Genomic DNA, 22,559 nt, shown 5'->3' with positions numbered 1-22,559 from the left:
TCCCCATCTGACTGACAACCCCGTAGACTCCCCCGCTCGACCCTTACCGCTACCACCGCTTTCCTTCGGGAGTATCCAGCAACGGGCGCAACTTTGTCGCAATAGCTTCGCGAGCCCGAAAAATCCGCGACCGAACGGTGCCGATTGGGCAACCCATCATCTCGGCGATTTCCTCGTAACTCAGTCCTTCGATCTCGCGCAGCGTGATCGCCGTGCGCAACTCCTCGGGCAACAGCGCCATCGCGGCGTTGACTGTCTGTGCGATCTGCTTGCTCATCAACACTGATTCAGGCGTGTTGATATCTCTTAGTTGGTCGGCATCGGAGAAAGTTTCAGCCTCCTCCGCGTCCGCTTCCGTGGATGTCGGCGCACGCCGACCCTGCGTCGCAAGGTAATTCTTTGCGGTGTTAACGGCGATCCGGTACAACCACGTATAGAACGCGGACTCGCCGCGAAATTGCGGCAACGCGCGATATGCCTTAATGAACGCGTCCTGCGCGACGTCCTCAACTTCTGCGGGATCGCGCACGAGGCGCGAAATCAGCCTGATGATCTTGCGGTGGTATTTGGCGACCAGGAGTTCGAACGCGGCTTTGTCGCCTTTCTGGACGCGCTCGACCAGCGCCTGGTCGATTTCTTTTTCGCTCACCTGAAAAATCCGTTATCTATATAGATTGCGACGCGAAAGGACGCCTATTGTAGCGCCCCCGCGGGCAGGCAAGCGTTACAACGGTTACAAGGGGCCGCGCGGGCGCACTGCGGGGCAACGACTCATCCCGGCCGCCGGCGCTGACGTGCCAGCGCGATCGCCAACTCGCGGAAATGGGACGGCTCGATTGCATCCGCCGCGATCAGCACCGAACCCGGTCCTGCACTGTGCCACGTCGCCCGCTCGTCGTCAGGCGCCAGGCGCAGCACCAGCAGGCCAGCAGCAGGACGCGCATGCCCAAGGATCCGGTGATATCGCACCGGCGCGCCCTGACGGTGCCACGTGACCGCACCGTCCGGCCCGACTTTGATCGCAACGGGCCGCTTGCGTTCCTGCCACTGCGAAAAAACGGCCAATACGAGCGCCACCGCGAGCGCTGCCGCTGCGGCGGCGATGAGACTGATGCGCGGCACCAGCGCCAGCATCACCGCCAGCGCGCACGCGCACGCGGCGGCCACGCCCAACGCCGCGAGCATCCGCGAGTGCCGCAAAACCATCGCGTCGTCGCACGCCGTCGATGCGATACCGGAGTGCGGCGGCGGCGCGGACCGGGACTCTGCGAAGACGGTGCGATCCGTCATCAGACGCGCTTGAACACCAGCGTACCGTTCGTGCCGCCGAAGCCGAACGAGTTCTTCAGCGCGACGTCGATCTTCATTTCCCGCGCGGTATTCGCGCAGTAATCCAGGTCGCACGCCGGATCCTGATTGAAAATGTTGATCGTCGGCGGCGATACTTGGTGATGGAGCGCCAACACGGTGAACACCGACTCCAGACCGCCTGCGCCGCCAAGCAGGTGGCCAGTCATCGACTTCGTCGAGTTCACGACCATGTGCTTCACGTGGTCGCCGAACGTGCGCTTGATGCCGATAGTCTCCGCCAGGTCGCCCAACGGCGTCGACGTGCCATGGGCATTCAGGTAGTGGACTTCATCCAAGTTCACGCGCGCGTTCTTCAACGCCGCCAGCATGCAACGGCGCGCGCCATCACCGTCCTCGAGTGGCGCCGTGATGTGGTGCGCGTCAGCGCTCATGCCATAGCCGGCGACCTCGGCATAGATCTTCGCGCCGCGCGCCTTCGCGTGCTCGTATTCTTCGAGCACCATGACGCCAGCACCTTCGCCCAGCACGAAGCCGTCACGATCTTTGTCCCACGGACGGCTGGCAGTGGCCGGATCATCGTTACGCTGCGACAGCGCGCGCGCGGCGGCAAAGCCGCCGATGCCCAGCGGCGACACGGTCGCTTCTGCACCGCCGGCCAGCATCATGTCGGCATCCCCATATTCGATCAACCGTGCCGCCTCGCCAATGCAGTGCAAGCCGGTCGTGCATGCAGTCACGATCGCCAGGTTCGGCCCCTTGAGACCGTAGCGCATCGACAGGTGACCGGAAATCATGTTAATGATCGAGGCCGGAACGAAGAAAGGAGAAATCCGCCGTGGCCCGCGGTTGAGCATCTCGGTTTGCGTGACTTCGATCATCGGCAAGCCGCCAATGCCCGAGCCGACAACCACACCGATACGCTCCAAGTCCTCGCTTGCCGTGTCGATGCCCGCGTCCGTCATGGCCTGCACGCCGGCCGCAAAGCCGTAGTGGATAAACGTATCCATGTGGCGGGCCTCTTTGGCCGCCATGTAGTCCTCGACCTTGAAGCCCTTAACTTCACCGGCAAAACGCGTCGAAAAATTCGATGCGTCAAACTTCGTGATGTTCGCGATCCCCGATTTGCCAGCAACCAGGTTCGCCCAACCGTCGACAACGTTATTGCCAACGGGCGAAATCAGCCCAAGGCCGGTAACTACCACACGACGACGGCTCACGATATTCCCTTTTTCATACATAATAGAAAATCAAAAGCCACAGCGGCCGCACGGGAATCCGTGAGCCCTGTGGCCGCGACCTGCGACAAAAAAACCAGACGCTCAGGCCTTGACGTTAGCCCGAGCGTAGTCGATTGCCTGCTGAACCGTCGTGATCTTCTCGGCTTCCTCATCCGGAATCTCCATGCCGAACTCGTCTTCCAGCGCCATCACGAGCTCGACAGTGTCCAGCGAATCAGCACCCAAATCGTTGACGAACGAAGCCTCGTTCTTGATTTCCGCGTCAGCCACGCCGAGCTGTTCTGCGACGATCTTCTTGACGCGCTGTTCGATGTTGTCCATGCATCCCTCCAGGGAAAATGAGTTCAAAAATGCAAGTGCGCGCATTTTATCAGGTTTGTCCCGCAAAAAATGACGCGCGACCAGTTTCGCCGCAACCCTTGCGAGCACCGCAGCAAGTGCAGCCAGCACCCGTCAGGACATGTACATGCCGCCATTGACGTGCAACGTCGTGCCCGTAATGTATCCCGCCTGCGCCGAAGCGAGGAATGCAACCGCGTGGGCGACGTCTTCCGGCGCACCCAGCCGGCCTAATGGAATCTGCGCGTCGAGCGCCGCGCGCTGCGCCTCGGGCAACACGCGGGTCATATCCGTGTCGATGAAACCCGGCGCCACGCAGTTGACGGTGATGTTACGGCTGCCAATCTCGCACGCCAGCGCCCGCGTCATGCCGGCCACCCCCGCCTTGGCCGCTGCGTAATTGACCTGCCCCGGATTACCGGTTGAGCCGACGACGGACGTAATGCTGATGATGCGCCCGCCGCGCGCCTTCATCATCGGCCGCAGTACGGCGCGCGACAGGCGAAATACAGCCTTTAGGTTGGTGTCAATCACCGCGTCCCACTCATCGTCCTTCATCCGCATTGCAAGCTGGTCCTGCGTGATGCCGGCGTTGTTCACTAGGATATTCAATGCCCCGAACTCCTTGACCACCGAATTGACCAGCGCATCGGCCGCGAGGCCGTCGTTGACGTCCAGTACCGCGCCGCGACCGACAATGCCCTCGGCGCGCAACGTGTCACTGATCGCCGCCGCTCCATTGTCGGACGTGGCGGTGCCAATTACCGTCGCACCGGCACGCCCGAGCACGAGCGCAATCGCACGGCCGATGCCGCGCGATGCGCCGGTGACCAGCGCAATCTGTTTGTCGAGCGATTTTTCCATCCCGTCTTGGCTCCGAATCGAATGATGAATCCCGGTGACAGCCCGGCATTCAACCTTGCAACAGTTTCAATGTATCGTCGAGCGACGCCGAATCGACGATTGCGCCGCCCACCAGGTTGGCATCAATGCGCCGCGTCAACCCGGCCAACACCTTGCCAGGGCCGCACTCAATCACATGCGTGATCTGCTGCGCGGCGATCGCGCGCACGCATTCGACCCAGCGTACCGGCCCGGCGGCCTGGCGTACCAGCGCATCCTTAATGCCGGCTGGATCCGACACCATCGCCACATCGATATTGTTGACCACCGGAATCTGCGGCGCACGCACGTCGACATCGGCCAGATACTCGCGCAGGCGCTCAGATGCCGGTTTGAGTAGCGACGAATGAAACGGCGCTGACACGGGCAGCAACACCGCACGCTTTGCGCCCTTGGCCTTGGCGATCTCGCACGCCTTGTCCACGGCAGCCTTGTGGCCAGCGATCACGACCTGCGCCGGCGCATTGAAGTTGACCGCCTCGACGATGCCGGCCGCCCCCGCTTCCGAGCATGCGGCGCGCACCGCGTCATCATCCAGCCCCAGGACCGCCGCCATCCCCCCGGCCCCGACCGGCACCGCCTGTTGCATCGCCTGCGCGCGAAAGCGCACCAGCGGCAACGCGTCACGAAATGTGATCGCGCCCGCGGCGACCAGTGCCGTGTATTCGCCGAGGCTGTGGCCGGCAACGACCGCCGGTGCCGCGCCGCCGGCTTGTTGCCACACGCGGTAAATCGCGTAGGCGGCGGTGAGCATCACAGGCTGCGTATGGGTGGTCAGGTTCAGTTCGTCGACCGGCCCCTGTGCGATCAGGCGGCCGATATCCTGGCTCAGCGCATCGGACGCTTCTTCGAGCGTCGCCTTTACAACAGGATGATCACCAAATGCATTGAGCATGCCGATCGATTGCGAGCCTTGCCCGGGGAAAACGAACGCGAACTTCATATCGTCCTCGAATAGAAAAAAGCAGCGAAACGGCATGCGCTCGGACAGCGCACCAAGCACCTGCGCATGCTGTACACGCGTCTACATACGGATGACTGCCGCACCCCAGGTAAATCCACCGCCAACGCCTTCGATCAGTACCCGATCACCGGGCTTGATGCGTCCGTCCCGCACTGCCACGTCCAGCGCGAGCGGAATCGATGCGGCCGACGTGTTGCCATGCTCGCCGACCGTCACAATCATGCGCTCCGATGGCAATCCGAGCTTGCGACACGTGCCTTGCATGATTCGGATATTGGCCTGATGTGGAATCAGCCAATCGACCTGGTCCGCAGACATATCGGCCTTAGCCAGCGCTTCGAGCGCCACCTTCTCGAGCACGTTTACCGCGAGTTTGAATACCGCGGGCCCGTCCATATGCAGAAACGCACTACCTTGGATAACACCGCCGTTGATGTTGCCTGGCGTGCATAAGATGCGCGCGTGGCTGCCGTCCGCGTGCAGTGCACTCGCCAGCAGCCCTGGCTGGTCCGAGGCGCCGAGCACGACGGCACCAGCGCCGTCGCCGAACAGCACGCAGGTGGTTCGGTCCTTGAAATCGAGCAGCCGTGAAAACGTTTCGGCGCCGATCACCAGCGCGTTGCGATGCGCGCCGCTGCGGATCAACCCGTCGGCCACCGCCAGCGCATAAGCGAACCCGGAGCACACTGCTTGCACGTCGAATGCCGCGCCACCGTTGCGGATGCCGAGCTTGTCCTGCAGCAGGCAGGCCGTACTCGGGAACACGAAGTCCGGAGTCGACGTGGCAACAATGATCAGCTCGATCGCCTGCAAATCGATGCCCGCCGCTGCGATCGCGCGCTGTGCGGCCACCAATGCAAGGTCGCTAGTGGCTTGCTCGGGCGACGCGAAATAACGGGCACGGATGCCCGTGCGCGTCACGATCCACTCATCGCTCGTCTCGACCCCCTGCTGCGCGAGCCGCTCGGCCAGCGCCTGGTTGGTGACGCGCGTCGGTGGTAAGTAGCTGCCGGTACCGAGCACGCGCGAGTAAATAGTGGAATGAACCATCATGCCTTCGGGGATAGCGCAGCCAACGGCTCAGGCGCGGATGATCCCGCGGGGCCGCCGGTGGTCGTATTGGAAAGTGCTTGTGCGCCGGACACGTCAGGTTCGCCAAAACCAGCGCCGGCCGCGCGAGCGAGCGGGTCGGCATTTTCCTCCAGCGCCCGCGTCAGACGCTCGAGAACGCCATTCTTGACGGCATCATACCCGCGTTTGATAGCCCATTCAAACGCGTACGCATCTGCCGAACCGTGACTCTTGATCACCAGATTGCGCAGGCCGAGCAGCGCGGCGCCGTTGTATTGACGCGAATCGACCCGCTTTTTGAAACGCGACAGCACCGGTAGCGCGAGCAGCGCCATGAGCTTCGTGGCCCACGAACGACTAAACTCTTCGCGAATCATGTCGGCAAGCATCCGCGCGAGTCCTTCGGACGTCTTCAACGCGACGTTGCCGACAAAGCCATCGCAAACGATCACGTCGACCGTGCCCTTGTAAATGTCGTTGCCCTCGACATTGCCGCGGAAATTGAGCGTGCTCGCGCGCAGCAGTTCGCCGGCGCGCTTGATGATATCGTTGCCCTTGATCACCTCTTCACCGATGTTCAGCAACCCGATCGACGGGCGGTCCTTACCCTCGATCGCAGACACCAGCGCGTGCCCCATCTCGGCGAATTGCAGCAAGTGCTGCGGCTCGCAGTCGACATTCGCGCCCAGGTCGAGCATTGTCGTGTAGCCATGCTGGTTCGGCAGGGCGAACGCGATCGCCGGCCGTTCGATGCCGGCCAGCGTCTTGAGCACGTAGCGCGACACCGCCATCAACGCGCCGGTGTTGCCGGCCGAGATGCAGGCTTGCGCATGACCCTCCTTCACCAGGTTCAACGCGACGCGCATCGACGAGTCCCTCTTCTTGCGCAATGCGACCTCGACGGAATCGTCCATCGCGACGACCTCGCTCGCATCGACGATCGACAGCGTCGGCATGTCGAGTGCCTTGCATCGCTTGAGCTGCGCGCGGATCGCGTCGTTCAAGCCCACCAGTACGAGTTGCGCATCTGGATGCGCACGCGCGAAACTGACCGCAGCGGGAACCGTCACGGTTGGACCGTGGTCGCCTCCCATGCAGTCGATTGTGATCTTTATAGTCATGGGATGCGGCGAATTTCAGGCACAAAAAAGCGGCAGATCAATGCCGCTTTCTTGACGAACCGATGGCAATTCAATCGCGAACGAAAGGTGAGGCAGGCGACCATTGCCGCCAGGCACTTAGTCGTTTTTGGTCTTGACGACCTTCTTACCGCGGTAGTAACCGTTCGGGCTAATATGGTGACGCAAATGGACTTCGCCGGTGCTCGGCTCGACGGCCAGCGGTGCGGCGCCCAGGAAATCGTGCGAGCGGTGCATGCCGCGCTTCGACGGCGACTTCTTGTTTTGCTGAACTGCCATGGTAACTCCAGAAAAATTTCGTCAATTTTAACACAGGTCCCCACCCCGCCTGCCACCCGCCAAACAGCGGATGACAGGCCGGCGCGACCGGCCTGGCCTCTGGGCCGCGCCCGCCCACTCAATGCGTCGGTCCGGACTTCGGCCCGCCACCCTTGAGCGCCTTGAGCGCGGCAAATGGATGCTCGCATTGCGTTTCGTCACCAGCCGGCGATTCGCCGGCCTCAGCATCGGGATCGCGCGCATGCTCGCCCGCCGCGCCGGTCACCAGGCTCTCGTGTATCTGGTTGCAGATCTTATGCTTCGGTACCAGCGGCAACGACAACAACAATTCTTCCTCGATCAACTCGACAAAATCGAACTGACGCGAACCTACGATCACATCAAATGACGTGTCGTCGAGCGCACGCTCATCCGCCTCATCGTCGCTCTCGACGATCCGGTATTCGGCATCGATGTCCAGTGGCACGCGAAACGGTTCCATGCAACGCTGGCACTGCAGCCAGATTGCGCCATGCACGGCCACCCGCAGGCACGGCTCATCGAGCACGGTGCCATCGGGCTGCAGTTCGCGCACCGATCCACCCTGCGCGTGCCAGCGCAACGCCGAATCATAATCGCCGAGCGTCACCGCGTCGGCGGGCACTTCGGCTGCCAGCCGGGCCAACTCGCCAACGTCGAACTGTCCCATCGCTTGCCGACCTGTTCGCGCAAACTCGAACAGGTCCAGCGCATGCAGGTTGAGCGCCGCCTCACGGCCGGTCGACGCGTCTTGCTTGTCCGTTGACTCCGCCACCTGGACCTCCTCCCGCGTCATCCCTCATCCCGCTAACAGGCGCAGCCGGTATCGCCGGCCGCCGCGCCGCGACAGACATTTATGGACCGCACCGATGAAAAGCCCGGTATCATACCGCTTTTGTCTTTACGCGTCAAACACTTAAGCCGGCACCTGGCGCGCGCTCGTGCAACGCGCCGCGCGCCAGGTGCCGGCCGTGGTTAAATCGCGCATTCCGGACCGCTTCCGCCCATGCAGCCCCTATCCGCTCCAATCGCCGCGCGCCGGCTGATTCTTGCTTCCAGCTCCCCGTACCGGCGCGCACTGCTCCAGCGGTTGCGCGTGACTTTCGACGTCGACGTGCCAGACATCGATGAAACGCCATTGCCGCATGAAGCGCCGGCCGGCACCGCCCTGCGACTGGCCGAGGCCAAGGCCCGCGCCGTGGCCGCGCGCAGCGGCGATGCGCTGGTGATCGGCTCGGATCAGGTCGCCACGCTCGCCGGCCGGCAAATCGGCAAACCCGGGGACCACGCGCGCGCACTCGAGCAGCTACGCACGATGCGCGGGCGCGACGTCGAGTTTCACACCGCGCTGTGCCTCTATGACCCGCGCAACGACACCGCACGCTGCACCGACGTCGTCACACGGGTACGCTTTCGCAATTTGCCCGATACGGAACTAGACGCTTACTTGCAGATGGAACGACCCTACGACGTCGCCGGCAGCGCCAAGTCGGAAGGGCTGGGGATCACCTTGCTGGAGGCGGTCGACAGCGACGACCCCACGGCCTTGATCGGCCTGCCGCTGATCGCGCTGACCGACATGCTGCGCCAGGCCGGTGTGACGCTGCTGGGCACCGCCGACGCCGCCTCCGAAGCACCGGAGCAGGCGCGATGACTGGCGTGCTGTACCTGGTGCCCAATGCGTTGGGCGACACCGCAGCGCTGGCAGGTGTGCTGCCCGAACCCGTGCGCGCGCTCGCGGCACGACTGACCTATTATGTCGGCGAAAACGCGAAAAGCACGCGGGCATTCCTGAAAAAAACGGGTGGCACTATTCCGATCCAGGACATCGAGATTCGCGAATTGAACGTCAATACGCCGGCGAACGCAATCGATGCGCTGCTCGCACCGATCATCGCAGGCTGCGACGGCGGGCTGCTGTCCGAAGCCGGGTGTCCGGCTGTAGCCGATCCAGGTGCGCTGCTGGTGCGCCGGGCGCACGAGCGCGGCATCCGGGTCGTGCCACTGGTCGGACCCAGTTCGATCCTGCTGGCGCTGATGGGCTCCGGCTTGAACGGCCAGAGCTTTGCCTTTCACGGCTACCTGCCGGTGGATGCCGCGCAACGCACGAAGAAGCTGCGCGAGCTAGAGCAGCAGTCGCGCCGGGCCCGGCAGACACAGATTTTTATCGAAACCCCTTATCGCAACCGTGTGATGCTCGATGTGCTGGCAAGCGCGTGCGCGCCGGACACACTCGTGTGTGTGGCCGTCGACCTGACGCTACCGGATGAGCAAATCGTCACCCGGCCAGTGTCAGTGTGGCGTAAAGAGCCGATCGAACTGCATAAACGACCGGCCATTTTTCTGATGTTGGCGAACTGACAGCGACTTGGCGCGCGGGGACAACCGAACCCCGCATGCCCCTCCCAAGTCAACGCGTAGCAAGACTGTGCCCGGTCCACGGCCCAACGTCCAAGTTGACAGCCAGACTCAACGTAGGTTTGGCGCGGCGCCGAGCGCCAGCACACGAAGTGCCGCGCCGCCAACCGCCGCGCCGAACTTGCGGGCCACGCGATCGGTGATGCTCTCCTTGACCGTATAGTCGACAATATCCGGTGCCTTGATGACCTCGCGAGCGACATAGTCGATACTGCCGAACCCATCGGCCAACCCGAGTTCGACGCTCTTATCGCCGGTCCAGAATAGCCCAGAAAACACGTCCGGCGTTTCCTTCAGCCGCTTACCCCGACCTTGTCGCACCGCAGTAATAAACTGCGCATGGATATCATCGAGCATGCGCTGCGCATGCTGCTTCATTTTGTCGCTCTCGGGCGAGAACGGATCGTAGAACCCCTTGTTCTCACCGGACGTGTGCATCCGGCGCTCGATACCGAGCTTGTTCATCAGCCCGGTGACGCCGAACCCGTCCATCCGCACGCCGATCGAGCCGACGATACTGGCCTTGTCCACGTAAATCTTGTCGGCCGCCGCCGCCACATAGTAGCCACCCGATGCGCACATGTCCTCGACCACCACATATAGCGGCTTGGACGGATACTTGTTGCGCAAACGGCGGATCTCGGCGTTGATGATGCCGGCCTGCACCGGGCTGCCGCCTGGGCTGTTGATCCGCAGAATCACCCCGGCGGTATGCGAGTCGTCGAAGGCATTTTGCAACGCGGTATCGATGTTCTCCGCGCTCGCATTCGAGTTCGCCGCAATCTCACCGTCCAGTGAAACCAGTGCCGTATGACGTGCGGCCGAAACCGAACGTTCACCCGACAGGCTGAACACGCTCCAAGTGAGCGCGCTCAACACGGCGAGGAACGCGCCGCGAAAAAAAATCCGCCAGCGGCGCGCCGCCCGCTGCTCGCGGATGGCCGCCAGCGCGACGCGCTCAAGCGCATCGCGCTGCCAATCGTCGGGCGTACGGCCGACGGCGTCGGCCCGTCCCTGCTGGGCGGGCGTAGAGGTTCGCGGGTTGTCGTCAGTCGAATAGTCGGTCATGCGCAATCAAGTCCTGCTTCAAGGGAAAGAGGTCGGATTTCATCGTCGGGCAACCAGAAGACGGCTGGCCCATCGGCCATGTCGCGCTCCTGAACCTGAAGCGGGCGCAGCCGACCACCACGACAGGGGCCGCCGACACAGTGCCCAGTGCCGGGCGCATAGGTTGCGCCGTGCGTGGCGCATATCAAGTATAAGCGCGATCTTTCAAAGAACTCGCCCTCGGCCCAGTCCAGCTCCATCGGCACATGCGCGCACCGGTTTAGATAGCCGTGGACCACGCCGTTATAACGGACAAAGAAAACGGTTGCCAGCACACCACCTGCCAGCGCGGCGCATCGGATGCCGCGGCCGCGTTCGGCGAGTTCGTGCGAAGCGCAAATACGAACAGGTTGCATGAAGTTAGCGCAATTTCTGGGAAAACCCCGGCTTGACGCGACGACGGGCATCCACTCGTGCCTCGGTCATCACCTATTCGCGCGCGCCGGTCATCCGTGCTCGCGCAGCCAATCGGCCAACGACGTGACATCGGCGGCGCAAAAGCGCGGCTCCAGCTTGACCAGTTGTTCGGCTGGATGGGCGCCATAGGATACCGCCACGGCGGCGGCCCCGGCGTTGGCCGCCATCTGCAGGTCGTGCGTCGTGTCGCCAATCATCAAGGTACGCGTAGCACCTTGCCCCAATTCCCGTGTCAATTCATGCAGCATTGCCGGATGGGGCTTTGAAAACGTCTCGTCCGCGCAGCGGGTCGCATCGAACATCGTCATCAACCGGACCGAGTCCAGCGCGCGGTTCAGCCCGACTCGCGATTTGCCGGTCGCCACCGCGAGCAGATAGCCCGCACCGCGCAATTCGTCCAACATCTCGCGCACGCCGGCGAACAACTCGATATGCGGGTCACCGCTCAGGTAATGGAACCGGTAGCGCTGCGCAAGGCGCGGATAGTCGATCGGATCGAGCGTGGGCGCGGCGGTCTGCAACGCGTCGCGCAACCCCAGCCCAATGACATAGCTCGCCGACAACGCGTCGGGCACTGGCAAGCCGAGGTCGCGACACGCCCGCTGGATGCTACGCGTGATGTGCGCGGTTGAGTCCATCAGCGTGCCGTCCCAGTCGAACACGATCAAGTCAAACTGTTTGCGTGTCATCCGCGCTCAACGTATCCGTCAATTGTTGCAAAAAATTACCGCATTCGGCTGGCAGCGGCGCCTCGAACGCTAGCGGCATGCCGCTAGTCGGGTGCTTAATGCTCAGCCGCCACGCATGCAGGAACATCCGGCGCAATCCGGGCCGGGCGCCGGGACGAGCAAGATCCTTGTTCAGCGGAAAATCCCCATACTTGTCGTCACCGACGATCGGCAAGCCCAGATGTGCGAGATGGACCCGAATCTGATGGGTCCGGCCGGTCTTCAGTTCCGCCTCCAACAATAAATAGTCGCCCAGACGCCGGCGCAGGTTAAAGATCGTATGCGAGGCCAGTCCGTCGGGCTGCACGCGAACCCGCCGCTCGCCGTCGGCGGTTAAGTACTTGTGCAGCGGCGCCTTCACTGCGCGACGCACGCCCCAGTGTGCGGGCCACGCGCCCCGCGCGCACACTAGGTAGCGCTTATCCAGCCGGCCCTCGCGGATCTGCTCGTGCAGACTGACGAGCGCAGCGCGCTTCTTGGCCAGCAACAGTACACCGGACGTTTCCCGGTCGAGCCGGTGAACCAATTCCAGCATGCGGGCAGCAGGACGCGCGGCACGCATTTGCTCGATCACGCCAAAACTCACCCCACTGCCGCCGTGCACCGCGATGCCGGCCGGCTTGTCCAGCGCAATCAGGCAGTCGTCCTCATACAACACCGGGAACGCCGCAGCCGGCGCGCTCACCGGGGAGCCAGCCGGCTGTGCCACCCGTATCGGCGGCACGCGCACGGTATCGCCATGCTCGAGCCGGTACGAAGCGTCAACCCGGCCTTTGTTGACCCGCACTTCACCGCTTCGCAAAATCCGATAAATATGGCTTTTTGGCACCCCTTTGCATACGCGCAGAAGGAAATTGTCGATGCGCTGGCCGGCCGACGCGTCGTCTACGTTCAGCCACGAAACACGGTCGGCAGCTGCACCATTTTGCGATATTTTGCTTAACTCATTCATTCTGCATATAATTTGTCAGACAGCCCGTGCGCCGGTGGCGACCCGCCCGGCAAGCGACGGGCTGTTCCGGTGCAAGCGCCCTGTGCGTTATTCTACCTTGCACCCCAGGTCGGCTGCTCGCCTGGAAGGCGAGAGCAGCAAGTTGCACGCATGTCGTTGCACGACGCAGGGATATCGCCCACAGGCAGATTCGGCATCGTCGACGGCAAGCCGGTAACGGAAATTTTGGTCATAAAGAATTTTTTGCGCCCAGCTCACGGCACGCCACGTCGGCCGACGTGGCACGCACGAGCTGGACGAAACGAATTGCGAATAACACGCGCGCAGCAGTCGGATCGAGACAGCGCGCGCGAACGAGCGGGACACCCGGGCCACGGTGCCAATGGTCCGCGCACCCGCGCAGGATCCGGTTCGCGCGCGTATTGCGTAACGGCGGCCCGCCGGCAGCAGTGCATCGTACGGTTTGATGCCGCGCGTCACGCGCTTGATGGCGCAATGCGCGGCTGCACCGCCGTGTTTTGCCGTGGTTTTGACCTATTCGCAGGTGCCCGCGGCACGCCGCGCCTTGGCTGGCGTGCGTTCCGGTCAAGGCAATTCTCCCCAGCCAGAGTTTCCCGCTCCAGCGTGCTTTTTTTGACAAAAAGAGGCGGCGCGCCGCTGCCCGTTCCGGTTCCATTCTGGACCGTGGCGGGACGCGCAGCCGCACTGGAGCCGTTCAATGAAACGCATGTTGTTCAACGCGACGCAGCAGGAAGAGTTGCGCGTGGCGATCGTCGATGGGCAGAAGCTGATCGACATCGATATCGAAACCGCCGGGCGCGAACAGCGTAAAGGCAATATCTACAAAGGAGTCGTCACGCGGATCGAGCCGTCGCTCGAGGCGTGCTTCGTCAACTACGGCGAAGATCGCCATGGTTTTCTGCCATTCAAGGAGGTCGCCCGACAGTATTTCAAGGATGGCGTCGACATGCGCTCTGCGCGCATCCAGGACGCGCTGCACGAAGGTCAGGAACTGATCGTCCAGGTCGAAAAGGAGGAGCGCGGCAACAAGGGTGCTGCACTGACCACGTTCATTTCGTTGGCCGGCCGCTACCTGGTGCTGATGCCCAACAATCCGCGCGGCGGCGGCGTGTCGCGACGCATCGAGGGCGACGACCGGCAAGAATTGCGCGAAACGATGGCGCAGCTCAAATTGCCGGACGGCATGAGCATGATCGCGCGCACCGCGGGCATCGGTCGCTCTGCCGAAGAGCTACAGTGGGACTTGAACTACCTGTTGCAATTGTGGCGTGCGATCGAAGCAGCGGCGAACGGCACGCGCGGGCCACTGCTGATCTATCTTGAATCGAGTTTAGTGATCCGCGCGATCCGGGATTACTTCCAACCCGACATCGGCGAGATCCTGATCGATACACCGGATATCCACGATCAGGCTCGCGCGTTCATGGAAGTGGTGATGCCGGACAATCTCGGCAAGGTCAAGCGCTACCATGATGACGTGCCGTTGTTTTCCCGGTTCCAGATCGAGCACCAAATCGAGACCGCCTATTCCCGCACCGTGCCGCTGCCCTCCGGCGGCGCCGTCGTAATCGACCACACGGAAGCGTTGGTGGCCATCGACGTGAACTCGGCTCGGGCGACTAAGGGCGCCGACATCGAGGAAACAGCGCTGCGCACGAACCTGGAAGCGGCCGATGAAGTGGCGCGCCAGTTGCGGCTGCGCGACTTGGGCGGGCTGATTGTGATCGACTTCATCGACATGGAGTCGGCCAAGAGCCAGCGTGAAGTCGAGCAACGGCTCAAGGACGCGCTCAAGCACGACCGTGCCCGGGTCCAGATGGGCAAGATCTCGCGCTTCGGCCTGATGGAGCTATCGCGTCAGCGGCTGCGTCCGGCGCTGTCCGAGGGCAGCCATGTGACCTGTCCGCGCTGCAATGGCACCGGCCACATCCGCGACACCGAATCGTCCGCGCTGCAAGTGCTGCGAATCATCCAAGAAGAAGCGATGAAGGAGAACACTGCGGCAATCCATTGCCAGGTGCCAGTCGAAGTGACCGCCTTCTTGTTGAACGAAAAACGCCAGGAAATCAATAAGATCGAATCGCGCTTCAAGGTCAACGTGGTGCTGATTCCCAATAAGCACCTTGAAACGCCGCACTACAAGCTCGAGCGACTGCGTCATGACGACGTGCGACTCGACGAGCCGCGCGCGTCGTGGCGCATGGCCGAAGAAGCGGCGCGCGAACTGGAATCGGAAACCGGCTACAGCAAGCGCGACGGCAACGCAAAGCCGAAGCAGGAAGCCGCCGTCAAGGGCATTACGCCAGACATGCCGGCGCCCATCGCCACGCCACGCTCGGTGTCAACAGTCCAGCCGCGCACACCAGTCGCACCGGCAGCCGTGGCAAGTAGCGGATTCATCGGATGGCTCAAGCGCATCTTCAGTGGCGAGCCTTCCGCCCCGCCGGCCCAGGCCACTGGCGAAGCCACGCCGGCACGGCCGACCAGGGAACGTGCCGGCGGCGAGGCTCGTCAAGGCTCAGAACGCAACCGGCCCCATCGGCGCGGCCAGCAATCCGGTGGCCGTGACGCGGCACCACGCGACGTCACTGCGCAATCGGGTCGTGGGCCACGTCGCGATGAACGCGATACGCGGGACGAACGCGCTGCACGCGACGAGCGGAGCGTGCGTGATACGCGAGCCCCCCGCCAGGAACGGCAAGCCGATGCCCGCGTGGAGGCAGAGCAACCAGCGCGCACCGAACGGCCGCCACGTTTCGAGCGTACCGAGCGCGGCGAGCGCCGTGACCGCAACGAGGCGGCGCGCGGTGAACGCGCCGAACGAAGCGAACGGGCGGACCGGAGTGAGCGTGGCGGTGAACGGGCGGATCGGGGCGAACGCGGTGAACGCCACGAGCGCGTCGAGCGGCCTGACCGGGCCGACCGGGCCGACCGTGGCGAGCGCAAGCAGCTCGAGCAGCCGCCGTTCGAGTCACTACGCGACGAGCAGGTGGTCGAACAGGGCCGGGAGGTGGCGCCGAGTGCCGGCGCGGCACCGGAAACCGATCTCCGTGAGGGCGAGGAGCGGCGCCGCCGTCGGCGCGGACGCCGCGGCGGTCGCCGCGAACGCGACGAGGACGGCATCAACCTGACTCATGCCGCAGACGTGGCCGAAGGAGAAGGCGAAGCGGATGCCACTGCACCGAACGCCGCGGCTAGCGCCCCCACCGCGATGACAGATGATGCAGTGTCGGCTCGCGAGCACGTGCCAGTGCCAAGATCAGAAGCGGCGGTCGAACACGCCGCGGCCCGATCCCCTGCGTCGCGGGAAGCCAACGAAGCTGGCGGACACCGGGCAACGGTGCAGGTGCCTGTAGCCACGCCTGTGCAACCAGCTGCGGTCGCGGCGCAGCCGCAGCCGCGGGTTGTCGAGCCGGCGCATGATTCAGGTGCAGGCTCCAGCATCAGCGGCGAGGTTACTCGGCAGCAAACGCCTCTTCCTCAGCCGTCGGTGACGTCAACGGTGGTGACCACCGCCACGACAGCGGATCCGCTCGAATCAGCGCCGGCGCAACGCGACGAGCCGGTTTCGGTACGAGGTGATGAGCCGGCACCGGTAAGCCCGCAGAAGGCAGACGAGCCGGTATCGGCGATGCCGGCGCACGCCTACGCGTCGGCTGCGTTAGTTCAGGTCCCGGCCGCGCAATCGGACGATACGGTAACCGGCCGCGCCGAAGCGGGCCATAGGCAAGCCGTCGTCAGCAACACGCCGGCGGGCGCGCACGAAGCGCCGTCCCAACCGCGCAATGCCGACGAATCGGCCCCGGTCGCCACCCGCGCCCCAATGGCTCCATCGGCAGGCGCGTTATCAATCGACACGCTGGCGCCAATCCTAGAGTCCGCTGGACTGGTGTGGGTCAACACCGATGCCAACAAGCTGCGCGCGGCGCAGCAAGCCGCGCAAGCTGCCCAGGAACCGTTGCGCATCGGCCGTGAACGCAAGCCGTTGCCCCCGCCGTCCACGGAACCGATGCAGCAGGTCGAGACCCGACACGAGGTGTAACCGGACGGGCACGTCGCACCCGTCGTGCGCCGCTTTGCGGCTCATAATCGATGGCCCTCGCCTCGGCGAGGGCTTTTTATTGGCCTTTCCCGGTTATCCGGCGAGCTCGCTACTCGCCGTGCCGCCGATCATCGCAACCGCGATATAGGACAACATTGCACCGCAGCAACGCCGTACTCGGCGCATTCGGATAAAATCTTTAGCTGAACTGGCCTGTGCGGCAACCATGAATCGACGTGTCATCCCGCTGAACGAACTGAGCGCCGTCCCGGCGTTCTCGAGCGCCCCTGGAGCGCCGCGCGGGTATGTCGTCGACCGGCTCGCCCGCCCGCTGCGCGACTTGCGTATCTCAGTCACCGACCGCTGCAATTTTCGCTGCACGTACTGCATGCCGCGAACCGTTTTTGGCCACGACTACCCCTTTCTGCCACACAACGCGCTGCTGACCTTTGAGGAAATTGAGCGCGTGGCACGGCTGTTCGTCGCACAGGGAATCGAGAAGATCCGCCTAACCGGCGGCGAACCGTTGTTGCGCAAGCACCTTGAACACCTGGTCGAACGCCTTGCTGCGTTGCGCACGTCCGATGCACGGGGACTCGATCTGACGCTGACGACGAACGGCGCACTGCTCGCCCGCAAAGCGCGTGCGCTGAAAGACGCCGGACTCACGCGCGTGACAGTCAGCCTCGACGCACTGGACGATACCTTGTTTAAACGCATGAACGATGCCGATTTCCCGGTCTCGAGTGTGCTGGACGGGATCGAGGCCGCGCACGCGGCAGGCCTTGGCCCAGTGAAGATCAACATGGTCGTCAAGCGCGGCACCAACGACAGCGAAATCGTGCCGATGGCCCGACATTTTCGCGGATCCGGCGCCGTATTGCGCTTCATTGAATACATGGACGTGGGCTGCTCCAATGGATGGAATATGGCCGAAGTGCTGCCGTCCGCCGACGTCATCGATCGAATCAACGCGCATTGGCCGCTTGTGCCCCTGGACGCGCATTATCCGGGCGAGACCGCGCAACGCTGGCGATACGCGGACGGCGCCGGAGAGATCGGCGTGATTTCCAGTGTCACGCGTGCATTCTGCTCCAGTTGCACGCGCATACGGCTGTCCACTGAAGGCAAGGCGTATTTATGCCTGTTCGCCAGCGCGGGCCACGATCTACGCGCGCTGTTGCGCGGCGGTGTCACCGATGAGCAGATCTCCGATGCGATCGCGCGACTGTGGCAAGCTCGCGAGGACCGCTATTCTCAGCTGCGGGGGCAAGCCGCTGGCGGCCCGCGCGTCGAAATGTCATACATCGGTGGCTAGACCGATGCACAGCACGATCCGCACGTGATTTCGCGCGCCAGCACCATCGGGCTGATTCTCGCCGGCGGCCGCGGCGCACGGATGGGTGGACGAGACAAGGGGCTACAACTGCTGCATGGGCGCCCGCTCGTCGAGCATGTCGCACAGCGCTTGCGGCCACAGGTGTCGCGTCTGCTAATCAGCGCCAATCGCCATGTTGATCAGTATGCTCGATTTGCCGATCAGGTGCTAACGGACACCACGCCCGATTTCCCCGGCCCGTTGGCCGGCATTCTCGAAGGGCTATATGCGCTCGACAGCCAAGCGCTGATGCACGGCGCGCTACTGGTCGCGCCATGCGATTCTCCGTTCGTGCCGTTGAACCTGGCTCAGCGCCTTGCCCAGGCGCTGGAAGTCACGCACGCACCGATTGCCTATGCCTGCACCGCATCGCCCGATGCCACTGCGCCAGGCACGCCCGCCACGCCTTTATCGTCGGCCGACACGCCGGCAGCCGGGCGTGCTCATTTCGTATTCGCGCTACTGCGCACCGGGCTGGCAGGCGATCTGGCGACGCAGTTGGCCCAAGGCGAGCGCCGGGTGCGCACGTGGTACGCACGCCACATGGCGGTACAAGTGCCGTTCGCCGACGAGCACGCGTTTTACAATGTCAACTCGCTGCAAGAATTATACAAACTCGAGCGGCCGGACACCGGGCGATGAGCGTGCCCGGCATCCTTTGCCCGGTTGCGCCCGCCCCATTTTCGCCGTCCCCGTGCCATGACCTCGCTGCAAACCATCGCAAGCTGTATCGCCGACTATGATCCAAACGCACTGCCGGTGAATGCCGCCCGGGCCATTGTGGCCCAGTGGGCAACGCCGGTGGCCACCATTGAGCGACTCGCACTGCGTGACGCACTGGACCGCGTGCTGGCTGACGACGTGGTGTCGCCGCTAGACGTGCCAGCACACGACAACTCCGCCATGGACGGCTATGCGTTCGACGGCGCCGCCCTCGAGCGCGGCGGCACGATCCGGTTGCGCGTGGCGGGCACGGCGCTGGCCGGACGCGCATACGATGCGCGGGTACGCAGCGGCGATTGCATCCGCGTGATGACCGGTGCGATATTGCCGGCCGGCTGCGATACCGTAGTCCCGCAGGAGCAGGTCGCAATCAACGGCGACGGCTCAATCCAATTCTCGGCCGCCGCGCTGGCCCGCGGCGCCCACTGCCGACGCGCCGGCGAAGACCTGCGCAGCGGACATGCGGCCCTATTGGCCGGACGTGTGCTGCGCGCGTCCGATCTGGGCCTGCTCGCCTCCGTCGGGCTCGGCGAAGTACCGGTCCGGCGCCGCCTGCGTGCCGCCTTCTTTTCGACCGGCGACGAATTGCGTTCGCTGGGACAACCGCTTGCGCCGGGATGCGTATACGACAGCAATCGCTATACGCTGTACGGGATGCTGCGCCGCCTGAACGTGGAGGCGATCGATCTCGGCGTGGTACCCGATGACCGGCACGCGCTGGAAGCCGCGCTGCGCAACGCGGCGGCGTCAGCGGACGTCGTACTCAGTTCCGGCGGCGTGTCGGTCGGCGATGCGGACTACACGCGTGAACTGATGGGTCGGCTGGGCGACGTCGCATTCTGGAGTATCGCGATGCGACCGGGACGCCCGTTCGCGTTTGGCCGCATCTGGTCGGGCAAACGTGTGGGCGAAGGCCACGATGCGCTCTACTTCGGCTTGCCGGGCAACCCGGTTGCCACGATGGTCGCTTTCTATCAGATCGTGCGCGATGCACTGATCTCGATGACCGGTGCGCTGCCCCGGCCCGTGCCGCTGATCACGGCGAGCGCGCTGGACCCGATCAGCAAACGCCCCGGACGGACCGAATATCAACGAGGCATTGCGCGCCGGCGCGACGACGGGCGCTGGGAAGTTGCGCTGACCGGCGTGCAGGGCTCCGGTATCCTACGCTCGATGAGCGATGCCAATTGTTTCGTTATTTTGAATCATCAACGAGGGCCGGTGGCCGTGGGCGACACGGTCGATATCATGCCTTTTGACGGACTGATCTAAGCTTTTGGCGGACTGATCTGGTCTTTTGGCGGGCTGCTCTCACCTTTTGACGGATGGACTCACGCATACTCGCCGTTTTTATACAACTTCAGCACGCGCCCCGCGCGACCCTTTTCGCGAATGACCGCCGACGCTTCGATATGAAAAAACAAATCTCGTACATTGCCCCGGGGCAAACTGCCAAGGCGCTGATCTTCGTGTACCTGACCTTCAGCGTGCCGATCGTCCTGCTCGGTATGCTAGTGGCATTCGTGCGCTACGGCGCTGTTGAGCTATCAACGTTGTTCAGCGCGTTGATACTCAACGCCGTGCTTGGCTTCGTCCTGCTATGGATCGCATGTCACGCATACAACTGGGTAGCATCGCGCTGCGGCGGCATCGAGATCGTGCTCTCCGATGCACCGGAGGAGGCATGACGTCACCATTGGCCACGCTCACCATCGAGCGACAATGCGCCCGTTTCGAGTGGCGCGTCGTGCGCGTGACCGGAGAAGCCCTGCACCGTCTCACGGGTCTGCAAGCGCCGCCTGACGATTCGTCGATCTGACGGGTCCGCTTCCACTACGCTCGCTACCACGGCCGCACCGGCCTATTCGCTGCCCTCGTCTGGCGTCACTTGCACTTGCCCTTCATCGCCCAGCAGCTCGGCAGCCTGCTCGCCAGGTAGCGCCTCGACGTCGCGCAACTTCCTGTGCATCTGTCGTGTCCGGGTCTCAGCCAGTTCGATAGACCGAGCAACGGTCGCAAGCTGGTTCTTCGTTTTCGCCAGGACGTCGCCGAACTTGCCGAACTCCGTTTTCACCGCGCCGAGCACCTGCCAGACTTCGCTCGAGCGCTTTTCGATCGCCAGCGTACGGAAACCCATTTGCAAGCTGTTCAGCAACGCGGTCAGCGTGGTGGGTCCGGCAATCGTGACTCGATAGTCGCGCTGCAATGCGTCGGTCAGCCCAGGCCGGCGCAGAATTTCCGCATAGAGCCCCTCGGTCGGCAGAAACAGAAGGGCAAAGTCCGTCGTATGCGGCGGCGACACATACTTGTCTGCAATCGCCTTGGCCTCCAGCCTGATACGCGTTTCCAGCGCGCGGGCCGCCTCCTCGACGCCAACAGGGTCAGCCCGATCCTGTCCGTCGATTAACCGCTCGTAGTCTTCACGAGGGAATTTCGCATCAATCGGCAGCCATACCGGCTGCGCATTACGTTGCTCACTTTCGCCCCGGCCCGGTAGCCGGATCGCGAATTCGACGCGCTCGCTGCTGCGCGGCACCGTCGCCACGTTCTTCGCATATTGATCGGGCGTGAGCATCTGTTCGAGCAGCGCCTCGAGCTGAACCTCGCCCCAGGTACCGCGCGTCTTGACATTGGTCAACACCTTCTTCAGGTCCCCGACGCCCGCAGCAAGCGTCTGCATCTCGCCCAAGCCACGATGAACCTGCTCGAGCCGGTCTGACACTAGCTTGAACGATTCGCCTAAGCGCTGCTCCAGCGTGGCATGAAGCTTTTCATCGACAATACGCCGCATCTCATCGAGCTTGGCCGCATTGTTCGCCTCGATATCCTTGAGTTTTTGCTCGAGCGTCGCCCGCACTTCGGCAAGACGCCGCTCGTTGCTCTCCGACAGCACGGCCAATTGCTGGTTTAGCGTATCGCCGAATCGCTTCAATGCAGCAGCCTGCTCCTCGCGCGCATGTTGCGCCTGCTGTTGGCCGGACAAACGAAACGCATCGAGCTGCTGCGCATTGCTCTGCGTAAGTTTGGCCAATTGCTGCGCGAAGCCATCAATTTGGTTGTTTTGCACCGTAGCGATACTCGTGAGTTGCGCCGCAAGCGCCTGTTGTAATTGCGTGACGCCGGCGCCGGCATCGGCGCGCGACACGCGGGCGCTGTCGATCAGCTCCGCGCGCAACTCGCGCTCTAGCCTTTCCTGAGAGCGCGCGTGCGTGTCGCCCAATTCGCACACCCGCTGCGCGAGCGCTTGCAGCGATGCGTCGGTCACGTTGCCGGCATCGCGTTGCCGCATCGTGGCCGCGACAACAAGCAGCGCGGCGGCCAATACGGCCACTGCGACTGCTAGGATGATCGTCAGCATGCGCGCATTACCCCCAGCACGTCAGGGTTGCTCGGTGTCGGCGGGTGACCCGCTTGCAAACCGCAGTCAAGCGCTGCACTCAGACTGTCAGCCGCATAGGGCACGACCAGTACCCCGTGATCCACCTGAGCAAGCAGCTCGTCCTGGGTCCAT

23 protein-coding genes are annotated in these 22,559 nt (G+C 63.5%); 8 read left to right on the top strand and 15 right to left on the bottom strand.

Translation table 11 applies throughout. The features are described 5' to 3' along the window. Positions 1–49 precede the first annotated feature (49 nt). The 10 genes from rpoE to KQH55_RS02785 all read right to left on the bottom strand — a co-directional run bounded on the left by rpoE (position 50) and on the right by KQH55_RS02785 (position 8,037). Positions 50–649: an RNA polymerase sigma factor RpoE gene (gene rpoE / locus KQH55_RS02830; RefSeq protein ID WP_076797102.1), complete on the bottom strand. Its 600-nt coding sequence runs from the start codon at positions 647–649 to the stop codon at positions 50–52. Positions 650–771: 122 nt separating this feature from the next. Continuing rightward, entirely contained in the window at positions 772–1,290 is a 519-nt protein-coding gene (locus KQH55_RS02825) for a protein YgfX (RefSeq protein ID WP_235090149.1), read from the bottom strand. After that, on the bottom strand, positions 1,290–2,528 hold the full coding sequence (gene fabF / locus KQH55_RS02820; protein ID WP_076787297.1) for a beta-ketoacyl-ACP synthase II: 1,239 nt from the start codon (positions 2,526–2,528) through the stop codon (positions 1,290–1,292). The genes KQH55_RS02825 and fabF overlap by 1 nt, the downstream gene beginning before the upstream one ends. 102 nt (positions 2,529–2,630) lie before the next feature. Next, positions 2,631–2,870 carry an acyl carrier protein gene (gene acpP / locus KQH55_RS02815; RefSeq protein WP_041754094.1) on the bottom strand — a complete coding sequence of 80 codons (240 nt, stop codon included), beginning with the start codon at positions 2,868–2,870 and terminating at the stop codon, positions 2,631–2,633. A gap of 132 nt (positions 2,871–3,002) precedes the next feature. Continuing rightward, complete coding sequence (fabG, locus tag KQH55_RS02810) at positions 3,003–3,752, bottom strand: 3-oxoacyl-ACP reductase FabG (RefSeq protein WP_235090148.1); 750 nt, start codon at positions 3,750–3,752, stop codon at positions 3,003–3,005. A gap of 49 nt (positions 3,753–3,801) precedes the next feature. After that, complete coding sequence (gene fabD, locus KQH55_RS02805; RefSeq protein WP_076787299.1) at positions 3,802–4,734, bottom strand: ACP S-malonyltransferase; 933 nt, start codon at positions 4,732–4,734, stop codon at positions 3,802–3,804. An 81-nt stretch (positions 4,735–4,815) separates the two neighbouring features. Continuing rightward, positions 4,816–5,805, bottom strand: coding sequence for a beta-ketoacyl-ACP synthase III (locus KQH55_RS02800; protein ID WP_076797399.1), 990 nt, complete (start codon positions 5,803–5,805; stop codon positions 4,816–4,818). Continuing rightward, a complete protein-coding gene (gene plsX, locus KQH55_RS02795; RefSeq protein ID WP_076797100.1) occupies positions 5,805–6,947 on the bottom strand; it encodes a phosphate acyltransferase PlsX in 1,143 nt (380 codons plus the stop codon). Before plsX ends, KQH55_RS02800 begins: the two co-directional genes overlap by 1 nt. 117 nt (positions 6,948–7,064) lie before the next feature. Next, positions 7,065–7,244: a 50S ribosomal protein L32 gene (gene rpmF / locus KQH55_RS02790; RefSeq protein WP_076785234.1), complete on the bottom strand. Its 180-nt coding sequence runs from the start codon at positions 7,242–7,244 to the stop codon at positions 7,065–7,067. A gap of 118 nt (positions 7,245–7,362) precedes the next feature. After that, positions 7,363–8,037: a YceD family protein gene (locus tag KQH55_RS02785; RefSeq protein WP_235090147.1), complete on the bottom strand. Its 675-nt coding sequence runs from the start codon at positions 8,035–8,037 to the stop codon at positions 7,363–7,365. A gap of 231 nt (positions 8,038–8,268) precedes the next feature. Here KQH55_RS02785 and KQH55_RS02780 point away from each other — a divergent pair, with 231 nt between their 5' ends. Beyond that, on the top strand, positions 8,269–8,916 hold the full coding sequence (locus KQH55_RS02780) for a Maf family nucleotide pyrophosphatase (RefSeq protein WP_076797098.1): 648 nt from the start codon (positions 8,269–8,271) through the stop codon (positions 8,914–8,916). Continuing rightward, positions 8,913–9,623, top strand: a complete 711-nt coding sequence (locus tag KQH55_RS02775) for an SAM-dependent methyltransferase (protein ID WP_076797097.1) — start codon at positions 8,913–8,915, stop codon at positions 9,621–9,623. Before KQH55_RS02780 ends, KQH55_RS02775 begins: the two co-directional genes overlap by 4 nt. A 108-nt stretch (positions 9,624–9,731) precedes the next feature. On the opposite strand, the gene KQH55_RS02770 is transcribed toward KQH55_RS02775, so the two are convergent. The 4 genes from KQH55_RS02770 to KQH55_RS02755 form a co-directional block, all read right to left on the bottom strand. Further along, positions 9,732–10,748, bottom strand: a complete 1,017-nt coding sequence (locus tag KQH55_RS02770; RefSeq protein WP_076797096.1) for a S49 family peptidase — start codon at positions 10,746–10,748, stop codon at positions 9,732–9,734. Beyond that, positions 10,745–11,143, bottom strand: a complete 399-nt coding sequence (locus KQH55_RS02765) for a Rieske 2Fe-2S domain-containing protein (protein WP_076797095.1) — start codon at positions 11,141–11,143, stop codon at positions 10,745–10,747. The genes KQH55_RS02770 and KQH55_RS02765 overlap by 4 nt, the downstream gene beginning before the upstream one ends. A gap of 90 nt (positions 11,144–11,233) precedes the next feature. Further along, positions 11,234–11,893 (bottom strand): HAD-IA family hydrolase, encoded by a 660-nt coding sequence (locus tag KQH55_RS02760; protein ID WP_076785240.1) that lies wholly within the window; start codon positions 11,891–11,893, stop codon positions 11,234–11,236. Then, on the bottom strand, positions 11,874–12,884 hold the full coding sequence (locus KQH55_RS02755; protein ID WP_076797093.1) for an RluA family pseudouridine synthase: 1,011 nt from the start codon (positions 12,882–12,884) through the stop codon (positions 11,874–11,876). Before KQH55_RS02755 ends, KQH55_RS02760 begins: the two co-directional genes overlap by 20 nt. A gap of 718 nt (positions 12,885–13,602) precedes the next feature. On the opposite strand from KQH55_RS02755, the gene KQH55_RS02750 reads away from it, so the two are divergent. From KQH55_RS02750 to KQH55_RS16485, 6 genes are all read left to right on the top strand, one after another. Beyond that, on the top strand, positions 13,603–16,947 hold the full coding sequence (locus tag KQH55_RS02750) for an Rne/Rng family ribonuclease (RefSeq protein ID WP_235090146.1): 3,345 nt from the start codon (positions 13,603–13,605) through the stop codon (positions 16,945–16,947). Positions 16,948–17,173: 226 nt separating this feature from the next. Then, positions 17,174–18,265: a GTP 3',8-cyclase MoaA gene (moaA, locus tag KQH55_RS02745; RefSeq protein ID WP_076797090.1), complete on the top strand. Its 1,092-nt coding sequence runs from the start codon at positions 17,174–17,176 to the stop codon at positions 18,263–18,265. A gap of 81 nt (positions 18,266–18,346) precedes the next feature. Next, positions 18,347–18,967 (top strand): molybdenum cofactor guanylyltransferase MobA, encoded by a 621-nt coding sequence (mobA, locus tag KQH55_RS02740; protein WP_235090200.1) that lies wholly within the window; start codon positions 18,347–18,349, stop codon positions 18,965–18,967. 57 nt (positions 18,968–19,024) lie between these two features. Further along, entirely contained in the window at positions 19,025–20,320 is a 1,296-nt protein-coding gene (glp, locus tag KQH55_RS02735; RefSeq protein WP_076797089.1) for a gephyrin-like molybdotransferase Glp, read from the top strand. Positions 20,321–20,460: 140 nt separating this feature from the next. Continuing rightward, entirely contained in the window at positions 20,461–20,736 is a 276-nt protein-coding gene (locus tag KQH55_RS02730; protein ID WP_076785246.1) for a hypothetical protein, read from the top strand. Then, entirely contained in the window at positions 20,733–20,867 is a 135-nt protein-coding gene (locus KQH55_RS16485) for a hypothetical protein (protein WP_255763051.1), read from the top strand. Before KQH55_RS02730 ends, KQH55_RS16485 begins: the two co-directional genes overlap by 4 nt. A 42-nt stretch (positions 20,868–20,909) precedes the next feature. Here the strand turns inward: KQH55_RS16485 and KQH55_RS02725 are convergent, their stop codons facing one another. Beyond that, positions 20,910–22,406 carry a DNA recombination protein RmuC gene (locus KQH55_RS02725; protein WP_076797088.1) on the bottom strand — a complete coding sequence of 499 codons (1,497 nt, stop codon included), beginning with the start codon at positions 22,404–22,406 and terminating at the stop codon, positions 20,910–20,912. Positions 22,407–22,559 lie beyond the last annotated feature (153 nt).

The sequence above is a fragment of the Mycetohabitans sp. B3 genome (assembly GCF_021498065.1).
GTDB lineage: Bacteria > Pseudomonadota > Gammaproteobacteria > Burkholderiales > Burkholderiaceae > Mycetohabitans.
This window is presented reverse-complemented; position numbering and strand designations above follow the sequence as displayed.